The following is an 8,730-nucleotide window of genomic DNA, read 5'->3' as shown; positions in this document are numbered from 1 at the left end:
ACAGGGGCCGCTAGCGCTAGCGGGGGTCACCGCTAGCGCCAGCGGCCCACGGGGCTACCCGGCGTCCCGGTTTCGGTCACGCTCCGCGACCGCTCCGAGGATCGCGTCCCGCTCCACACCGCGCCGGTTGACGACCTTCCCGTCGATGCGGCGGCCGACCTGCACCGTGCGGATCCCGCGCGGCTTGAGGACCATCACCAGCTGATCCGGGCCCCACCCGGTGTAGACATCCGGGCGCAGCAGCGCGAGGGCTGCGGTCAGCGTCTCGGACCACACCTTGTTCTCGCCCGCCGGCCAGATCGCCACCAAGTCGTCCAGCAGGTTGTCTCCCTGGGCAGCGGGGTCCGTGCTGCTGGTGCTCTCGCCGGCGGCGTGGCCGGTGATGGTCCTCGCCGCCTTGCGCATCGCCAGCGCGCGGACCGCGACGGCTTCGGCGGCGGGGGTGTCGAGGTAGGCGGTGCGGACCACGGTCGGTACGTGCAGCGCTCCGGCCAGGTAGCCGATGCCCGCGTCGACTTCGGGGCGGAAGGTGGTGGCGCGCACGCCGTTCTTGTAGGCGCTGGTGCCCAGGATCATGTCGTTCTCGACCTGTCCGGCGACCTTCAGGCAGAACCGGATGGAGACGTTGCCCGAGATGCCGGTGGGCAGGGAGTCCTTGTCGGGGCGCTGTGTGGCCAGCACCAGCACGACGCCGAGTGCGCGGCCGACCTTGATGATGAACTCGGCGTCCTCGCCGGCCTGCTTGCCGTACTTGGGGTGGGCGAAGAGGTTCTGGCACTCGTCGAAGATCGCCAGCAGCACATGCAGACCGATCTTCATGTCGGCGATCTGCCGGGTGACGCGCTTGTCGGGGCAGATGTCCCGGGGCAGTCCCTTGAGGATCGCGCCGCGCCGCATGACCTCTTTCCGCAGCAGCGCCAGCGACTCCGCCGCGTAGGCGATGGACTCGTCGTCGATGCCGGATACGAATCGGTGCGAGACCGGCTCGTGGGTGTCCAGGTCACCGGTGCCCTTGTTCTCGTGCAGCCACAGTTCCACCGACGGATCGAGCGAGGCACCGCAGACCAGGACGCGCACGCTGCTGGTCTTGCCCTGGCCGGGCTGGGAGCCGAACAAGTAGTTGTGCTGGACGATCGGCACCGACACCGCCCGCCCGCGCGGGTCCACCCCGAACGGCAGGTTGCGGAAGATGTCGTGACGGCCCTTGGTCGCCAGCGGCCAGGGGATCAGTCCCTGCTTGGCGATGTCGCGGTCACCGACCCACAACACCAACCGACCCTCATGCAGGTCCGCATCGCCCTCGGGCCACACGGTGCCCAGGGGGCGGCGCAGCCCGGAGGCGAGGCGCTTGCGGCGTTCCATGATGTCGCCGGCGGTGACCCCGCGCGGCAGGTCCACCGTGGCCCGCCACCCGGGCCCGTCCTGCCGGATCGGGTCCGGGAACGTGATCTCCCCGCGCCCCATCCCACCAATGCCCAGCGACAGCAGGGCCTGTTCGACCTGGTCGGAGGTGAGGCGAGGAAGGATGTGCTTGGACACCGCCCGGGTGATCAGCGGCCGGTCCGCCGGCCGCCCGTACAACCCGAGCAGCAGCATGGCGCCGAACCCGACCGCCGCAAGCTGGGCGGTGGAGAGCACCACCCACAACACCAGGGCCATAACCAGCCCGAACACAGCGGCCAGGGCCAGCATGACCGAGCGGGCGCGCACGCGGTCATCGCGCTTGCGACTGAGCTTGAGGTACAGCTCAGCGTCTTCCCGCCGCACCGAGTAGGCCCGCATCGGGGCGCCTTCGGCGTCCGTCGCCCACCGTCCGGCGCCCCCGACCAGCCGCACCACTCCCTGCGGGGAACGGCCGGCGATCCGGGCCACGTAGAGCGGACTGCGCACGGCATGGAACCCTGCCGCGTACGCGGTGTTGTTCGCCGCGCGGGCAACGGTGGCCTTGAACGTCGCCGTGTCCCTGGCCCAGTCGGGCACGACCGGCCGACGCACGGCCGGTTGCGCGTCGACGGGCACGGTGCCGGAGGTGGCGGTGTCCACCATCGCGGCCGGGCCCTCGTCGGTGTCGTCGTCCTCGTCGGCCAGCAGGGACGGGGCACCCTTGGCCCCCTCGTCGCGGGCGGCGCGGGCCTTGTCCAGGTCCACCAGCTCACCGCCGGAATCGGCGGCGAGGTCGTGTTCCAGGCGGTTGAAGAGTTCGTTTTCGTCGTCGTGATTCACTTCAGTTTCCTTCCAGAAACGGGAGGGTCGGCGGGGTCCGGTCACTGCTTTGGTCGGGAGAGACCGGACCCCGTTCAAGCGACGCGCTGTTCGGGATAGGCGCAGCTCACACACATGCCGAGCGATGCCGGTATGCAGTACCCGGCATCGGTGCGACAGGTCGGGCAGGTGCGCCGCGCTTGCATGGCCTTGGCGAGCGCGGCGTATTTGGCCGGCGTCATCGGCCGGACCGGCTTGGCCAGGTCGATGCGGTAGAGGTAGGCGACCAGCGGGCCGCGCCGATAGCGCGGCCGGAACACTTCCGCCTGCACCCCCTGACCACCCGGACGCAGCCCTAAAGCCCGTAACTGGCGACGCGTTGCCAAGCCATCGGGGGCGCAGCGCCACACATGGCGCGGCAACGTGCTCACCGGGCCCGGCATGCTCGCTGAACCGAGACACTTTCCGTAGACGAGGGACATCAGGACACCGCCTCATCGGCGGGTCCGTCGGGGGCGCGCTCAGCCTTCAACGCGTCGCGAACGAGTCGGGCCTTGGCCGGTGCGGTCCGCAGTTCCTTGCGGATCGCCTCGGCGGTCAGAGCATCATCGGGCCATGCGGCGGTGGCCTCGCGCCCCTCGATCAGAAGCTGGTCCGGGGTGCGGGTCGGTCGGGGGTTGCGGGCCGACTGGGGCACTCGACCGGTCGCCCGACGCGGCGCCTGCACCACTGCCGCAACCGGCTGCGCAGTCGAAGCGACGACCGGGTGAGGGTCGGCCGACTCCAGCGCCGCACGAACCGGTACTTCCGGCATGGCGGGCGGGGTCGACTCTTGCAGGTCAGACACCGACTGATTCATCAGCATCACAGATAGTTCATCCTGGTTTGCTGTCCGGTGGTGCAGCACCTTCGCCACCAGGTCAGAGCCGAAGAAGATCGACCCGACCGGCAGCGACGTGGCCAGCAGCACCAGCGCCCAATTCGCAGGCGCCCACTCAGCGAGCACCATCCGCGATCCGCCGTCGTGCAGCGCGGGGACCAGGCCGTGTACGTAGTTCAGAACCAGCGACGCGGCGGTATACCCCGCCAGCACCCACCGGGCGGTGGTGCGGTCCTGGCCGGTCAGTACGAGCGTGGCAACGAGCGCCAACGCCATCAGCCCATCGACGACGAACGGGTACAGCAGCGAAGCCGTACCGTCCGCCCCGACCGTGGCCGCAACATCGCGCTGCGCGTTCCACGACACCCGAAACGCCATCCCCACCACACCAACAAGCGCCAGAACCAGCAGGGTCTTCGGGAGCCGCTTCATGCCCCGACCCCCGCCGGAACCTGCCGGACGAGGTTCGCCAGCCGCAACCGCTCAGCGAGCACCTTGTGCTGCGCCCGCCGGATCCGCCGCGTATCCACCTCGGAGGCGGGCCGGTCGAGCGTCATGATCTGTGCGTCCAGCAACTCGACTTCCGCCAGGATCACGGGCATCTCAACCTCGATGCCCGCAAGCTCAGCGTCCGTCGGCTCCCGGTCGAACTCTGCGGCGGTAACAACCGCCTGAACGGTGCCGATGTACCTCATGGGTCGTGTTCCTCTCAGGGTGGACGGCCCTAACAGCGGCCCCGGTGTTCGAGCACCGGGGCCGCGCGCCGTTGAAATGGGTGGAGTACCCCGGGCGGGATTCGATCCCGCGCCCTCACGGCGAGATGCCGGGGCGGTGAAGCGGTGACGGCGGATCTCGCTTCGCATGGCGTCGTTCGTCTCGGAGAGATCCGATATCCCGAGGGTCAGCACGACGAAAGTTGAGCCATGCGGTTCTTTAGAGCCGATGGCGTGTCCCCCTACGGGGTGTTGGGCCCGGTTGTGACGGGGGCCCGTTCTCGATCGGCTGGTCTCCACTCGCCTCGGTCGGAGTCCTCACGGCCGTCGTACTGCGGTGGATCACGCTGTGGAGTTGTGCGTGACGCGATCAGCCCCTCCGAAAGTTCCGGCGGGTGATGGCCACACCAAGAGATTGGACCGGTGGACCGGTCCAGTCAAGTGTTGAATCTGGAGTTGAGAGGCGTCGCTCCACGAATCCGCAGGTCAAGGACCCTGACGGGGCATCAAAAAAGCTGGACCGGCGGACCGGTCCAGCTTCCTTTGGCGGCCTACCTACATTGCGTAGGTGTCCACCTGCTCGAAAAATGAGGAGGGCGTGACACCTTCCTCGCAGACCAGCGCGCGACCATGTTGGTCGTACGCGGTGTGGAGGATGACCGCTACCGCAACCGGTGCTGTCAGTTGCAGTTGCTGCATCTCTTCATCTGAGGCCAGCCGGACCGTGGTCACGTCGGTCCCCTCAGTAGGGAAGCGGTCAGTCTGGCGCCGGACGTACCTTGTGGTGCCCTCGGCGATCGGGGCGTTCTGTTCCAAGCGGGGGGAGAGATCGGCCACTTCGGCGGGGAACCAAGCCACGACGTAGCTGTGAGGGGTTCCGTCCGGCAGTTGCATCAAGCGGATGCGCTGGAGCGCTTCGACTTCTGCGGGCAGACCTAGTGCTGTTGCGACGTGCGGCGGGGGCACAGCGCGGACGGGTACTCCGACCCGCACGAACGGCATGCCACCGGTGGTACGGGTCGATCCCGATCTGCGATCGCCGGCAGGGCGAGCAATCGGGGTCTCCGTGATGATGAAGCCTGTTCCTTGTCGAGCCTCAACGATGCCGTCCCCGCGGAGCACGTCCATGGCCTTCACTACTGTCGCGCGCGATACGTGCCACTGCTCAGCCAGGTCCCTGCCCGACGGAAGAGTCGAGCCGGGGGGGAACTCGTCGGCAGCGATGCGCGAGCGCAGGGACTCTGCGATCTCCTCGTATTTGAGCAGTGCCATAGCTCTCCAGGATTGATGGTCTGGACTGGTCCACCGGTACAAAGCATACTTCCTACATGCTGAAGCCTGAGCTAGCGCCCGAGGTCGCACACTTCTACTCGAATGTGGCCGATGAGGGGCAACGTCTGTCCTGCTCTGCCGATGGACGGTTGGAGATGCTGCGCACGCAGGAACTCCTACGCCGATTCCTGCCACCGGCGCCGGCCCGCGTCCTGGACGTCGGTGGTGGCACCGGCGCGCACGCCCGGTGGCTGGTGGAAGACGGGTACTACGTCGACTTGATCGACCCCGTGGCCCGGCACGTTGAGCAGGCCAGCGAGGTCTGCAACGCAACACTCGGCGACGCGCGCGCCCTCGCAGCGCCAGACGCCTCCTACGACGCTGCGCACCTACTCGGCCCGCTCTACCACCTCCCGGACCGTGCGGACCGCTTGCGCGCACTAACCGAGGCGCGGCGGGTTGTGCGGCCGGGTGGCCTCGTGGCGGCGGCAGGCATCAACCGCTACGCCTCCATCTTCGAGAACGCGGCTACGGCCAGCCTTCACACAGAGAAGATGGAAGCGTCAGTCGCCAAGATCCTCAGCTCAGCGGTGCACGACGGTCAGGGCCGATTCACCGTCGCCTACTTCCACCGTGCCGAAGAACTCGCTGACGAACTGTGCGAGGCCGGGCTTGTCGATGTGGCGGTCTTCGGTATCGAGGGCCCAGTTTGGTCGCAACTAAAGGCCGTAGAGCAGCACCCGGGCACATCCGAACCGAGCGAATCGCTCTTCCAGTCGGCCCTGACCGCCGCACGGCTGGCAGAGCCGTACCCCGAACTCCTCGCCGCCAGCTCTCACCTGCTCGCCGTAGGACGATCCCCCAGTTGATCGGAGCGCGCCCCGACCATGTCGCAGGTCGGGGCGCTGAGCCGCTGATGAAAGCGCAGCCTCGACCTGCACCTCTTAGCGATCTAGGTCAGGTACCAGCGTGCGGCCTCAGCGTAGTTATCGACGGTCAAGTGAGGGGCTGTTGCCTCATAGCCTGGCTTAATGCAAAGTGCCCCGCGCTGGAATGCTGTACGGGAAGCCCGGGGAAGCAGACCCTCGCTCCTGAAGCCGGTATTCACCGTACGCAAGGAACATTGCCTAAGCTTGCCGTCAGTCTGCAGGAAGCTCATTAGCCAAGGGCTACCGTAGTCGTCGATGCTGTACTGGACAACCCACCCCCGATCAACTGGCTCATAGAGCTCGAAGGTATCGTGCTTATTGGGCCGATTGGGAAAACTGAACTTACGCTTTTGGACCTGCTCATGCCGGTAGATGGTCTCGGGCCCCACCCCTCTTTGTTGCATGAGCGCGATGAACCCCTGCGCTGCCTCTGCCCCTGCGGCAAGTTTCTTCGCCAGCTGTTGACTCCTCGCTTGGCTTTCTGCTTGCGCAGCTTCCAGTTTCCGCTGCATAATGCGCTCGATGTCATCACTTGCGGACATGGTTCCCCTCTCATTGCCAGTAATGCGCCAACGAAGTGGATTCTTAAGGCTGTCCTGTGATGCTCGAAGCGAGCAGCCGCAAGCGGCGTGCCGTTGTTGTGGGATCTTCAAGAATTACGTATTGAGTCGACACCTTTCGGATTGCATGAATCAATGAGGAGGACAGGAACGATAGTACTGATTCAATTTCCGCCGGGGTAGGTGGATCTTCTACCTCTGAGCGCAGAATCAAGTAGAGATCGTGGGCAGAGAGTGCGCCCGTTGTGACCGTATCCGCGTTCGCCGCTTCCGTGGCGAGCTGTCGTAGTACGCGATCGCAAAGCCGGTACATTCTTTTCTCCGAAGCCCAGCTCTTTTCGAGTGATGCGACGCTAACTACGCCGATTTTATTGCAGAATTCGCGCAGGCTTGAGAGCGGGAGTGGTGCAATGGCGTGCTGCTCAATGATTGCGATGAGTGTATTCACCTCAACAAGTCCGACTCCATGTGCTTCCGCCCTCGACGCAAGTCGAGTGCCGGGGAAGCTCGGACCTACAACGAGTGCATATTCTGCCGAGTTGCCTGAGCGATGCTCCTTGAGTGTGTCGTAATTTACTTGGGTTTCCCCAATTTTCCCAGAAGCTGAGGACTTGGCGTCAACGATTACGCTGTACTTCATTTCGCCGGATAGGCTAGCCGTTACCAGAACATCGGTTTGCCCTGAACCACCGAGTAGCTGACTATCGAACCCCAGATAACTGAACGCTTCGGCTACGGACTTCTCAAAGCGCTCCGGGTTTGACGAGGCTTTCGAGGTTGCACGTAGGTCATCAATGAGTTTGCTGAGCTCGGTATCAGTTTCCTTGTCGGGGATCGTTGTGGAAGTTTTCTCCTCGGCCGTCTGTTGCGAGGCGGTTGGCAGTTCGGCCAAGAGAGCCCGTCCTAGAGGCAAGACCTGGTAATGGCCCCAAGCGACTTCCTCGACTAGGCCACATTCCCTCAACATTTGCAGGCGGGTTCGTACTTCTGCAATATCCTCTCGCGGTACCCCGTAGCGAGTGCGCGCCAGTGCGGCAAGGTCTCGCGGTGTATCTACCTCCTCAAGAGCTTCGAGAACTTCGCCGACAAAGGAGAATTTGGAATGGATGATCCGAAGGAAGTCGATGTCATGCTCTGCCTCGGCGCAAGCATTTGCAGCCTCGGTGGACCGAAAGGTGCCAAATCCAATCTGTTCGACGAGGCCCGCGTTCTTCAAGGTGCTGAGAGCGGCGGCTACCGAAGAAGGTCGCAATCCGAATTCTGCCGAGGCGAACTCGTCGATACCCTCACGTGAAGTATCGCTTTTGAGGGCATTGGCGAACTTCCGCAGCGACGCGAGTGAGTCTCCCTCGCTGCGCGGAATGTAGCCGATGGCGGCCCGCCTCTCGGTCAGTACCGATGTTTCGAGGGCGTCGCGAACGACCGGATGTGCGCCTGGAATGCTGACAGACTCAGATTTCCTAGTAATCCTTCTCCTGAAGTTCTCGGAATCGGCCAACTCAAGGCGCTCCAGAAGAGCCAATCCGCTTTCCGTCAGGACGACTTGGTGGCGAAAATCTAGTTCCATAAACCCGCCAGATCGAAGCCAGGCGGTACGCCTCCGAATTTGGTCCAGCGTATCCCATGAGCACTCGTATTTATCTGATGCAATTGATAGAAGATCGGACTGAGTACGGCCGGTTCGAGCCTCATGCATCAACTCACCAACATACCGAATGTTGGAATGTAGTACCGCCATAAGATAGCCGTTATCTCCGGACTCTAGCCAGTTCTCGGCCGCCGATGTTAGAATCCAAGAATTCTTCCCCATTCGAGTGAGCATTCCCGCCGGTTGCAATCTTTGCCCCATTGAAGAAATGCTCGTTTCGGCGCCAAGGCCTCCAGGTAGGCTGATTAGTTCATCAATTCCAGTGCCTTCTTTGAGGGCTGTCAGGAGGGTGTGTAGTACCTCAATTTGGTGATCGCTCCCTCCAGAGAGAGCTGGCATGGAGAATGCTCGACTACCCCACGGTCGCACCGGCGGGTACTCAAATGTCGGCTGATTCTCCAAGGCGTACCTCCGGAATTTATCCGATTGGGCTGACCCTAGGCGTCGCCCTATCGCTGTGATTGTACGCCGACGAGCAGGCTCGCGGCATTCATTCCAACACTTTCCCAAAAACAGCTGTGGGGGT

Annotated in this window: 8 protein-coding genes; 1 reads left to right on the top strand and 7 read right to left on the bottom strand. The window is 64.1% G+C overall.

All coding sequences use genetic code 11. From position 1 onward, the window contains the following. Positions 1–54 precede the first annotated feature (54 nt). The 5 genes from C6N31_RS31005 to C6N31_RS30985 all read right to left on the bottom strand — a co-directional run bounded on the left by C6N31_RS31005 (position 55) and on the right by C6N31_RS30985 (position 5,067). Entirely contained in the window at positions 55–2,223 is a 2,169-nt protein-coding gene (locus C6N31_RS31005; RefSeq protein WP_198358647.1) for a cell division protein FtsK, read from the bottom strand. 74 nt (positions 2,224–2,297) lie between these two features. Continuing rightward, a complete protein-coding gene (locus C6N31_RS31000; RefSeq protein ID WP_381586310.1) occupies positions 2,298–2,684 on the bottom strand; it encodes an RRQRL motif-containing zinc-binding protein in 387 nt (128 codons plus the stop codon). Next, entirely contained in the window at positions 2,684–3,514 is an 831-nt protein-coding gene (locus C6N31_RS30995; protein ID WP_198358645.1) for a DUF2637 domain-containing protein, read from the bottom strand. The genes C6N31_RS31000 and C6N31_RS30995 overlap by 1 nt, the downstream gene beginning before the upstream one ends. After that, positions 3,511–3,777, bottom strand: a complete 267-nt coding sequence (locus C6N31_RS30990) for a DUF6284 family protein (RefSeq protein ID WP_198358644.1) — start codon at positions 3,775–3,777, stop codon at positions 3,511–3,513. The genes C6N31_RS30995 and C6N31_RS30990 overlap by 4 nt, the downstream gene beginning before the upstream one ends. Before the next feature lie 573 nt (positions 3,778–4,350). Next, positions 4,351–5,067, bottom strand: coding sequence for a GntR family transcriptional regulator (locus tag C6N31_RS30985; RefSeq protein ID WP_198358642.1), 717 nt, complete (start codon positions 5,065–5,067; stop codon positions 4,351–4,353). Between the two features lie 56 nt (positions 5,068–5,123). Here C6N31_RS30985 and C6N31_RS30980 point away from each other — a divergent pair, with 56 nt between their 5' ends. Further along, entirely contained in the window at positions 5,124–5,936 is an 813-nt protein-coding gene (locus C6N31_RS30980; RefSeq protein ID WP_198358640.1) for a class I SAM-dependent methyltransferase, read from the top strand. Between the two features lie 83 nt (positions 5,937–6,019). Here C6N31_RS30980 and C6N31_RS30975 read toward each other — a convergent pair whose 3' ends face one another. Together C6N31_RS30975 and C6N31_RS30970 are read right to left on the bottom strand one after the other, a co-directional pair. Further along, positions 6,020–6,538 carry a hypothetical protein gene (locus C6N31_RS30975; RefSeq protein WP_198358638.1) on the bottom strand — a complete coding sequence of 173 codons (519 nt, stop codon included), beginning with the start codon at positions 6,536–6,538 and terminating at the stop codon, positions 6,020–6,022. A gap of 43 nt (positions 6,539–6,581) precedes the next feature. Continuing rightward, on the bottom strand, positions 6,582–8,543 hold the full coding sequence (locus C6N31_RS30970) for a PqqD family protein (protein ID WP_198358636.1): 1,962 nt from the start codon (positions 8,541–8,543) through the stop codon (positions 6,582–6,584). Between the last annotated feature and the right edge of the window lie 187 nt (positions 8,544–8,730).

This window comes from Streptomyces fildesensis (assembly GCF_016107395.1).
In the GTDB taxonomy this organism is placed as follows: domain Bacteria; phylum Actinomycetota; class Actinomycetes; order Streptomycetales; family Streptomycetaceae; genus Actinacidiphila; species Actinacidiphila fildesensis.
Note: the sequence above shows the minus strand (reverse complement) of the source record. Positions and strands in the feature narration are given on the sequence as shown.

Coding starts and splice junctions, on each gene's coding strand:
- C6N31_RS31000 (WP_381586310.1), bottom strand. CDS start 2,684: ATGTCCCTCGTCTACGGAAAGTGTCTCGGTTCAGCGAGCATGCCGGGC.
- C6N31_RS30995 (WP_198358645.1), bottom strand. CDS start 3,514: ATGAAGCGGCTCCCGAAGACCCTGCTGGTTCTGGCGCTTGTTGGTGTG.
- C6N31_RS30990 (WP_198358644.1), bottom strand. CDS start 3,777: ATGAGGTACATCGGCACCGTTCAGGCGGTTGTTACCGCCGCAGAGTTC.
- C6N31_RS30985 (WP_198358642.1), bottom strand. CDS start 5,067: ATGGCACTGCTCAAATACGAGGAGATCGCAGAGTCCCTGCGCTCGCGC.
- C6N31_RS30980 (WP_198358640.1), top strand. CDS start 5,124: ATGCTGAAGCCTGAGCTAGCGCCCGAGGTCGCACACTTCTACTCGAAT.
- C6N31_RS30975 (WP_198358638.1), bottom strand. CDS start 6,538: ATGTCCGCAAGTGATGACATCGAGCGCATTATGCAGCGGAAACTGGAA.
- C6N31_RS30970 (WP_198358636.1), bottom strand. CDS start 8,543: ATGCCAGCTCTCTCTGGAGGGAGCGATCACCAAATTGAGGTACTACAC.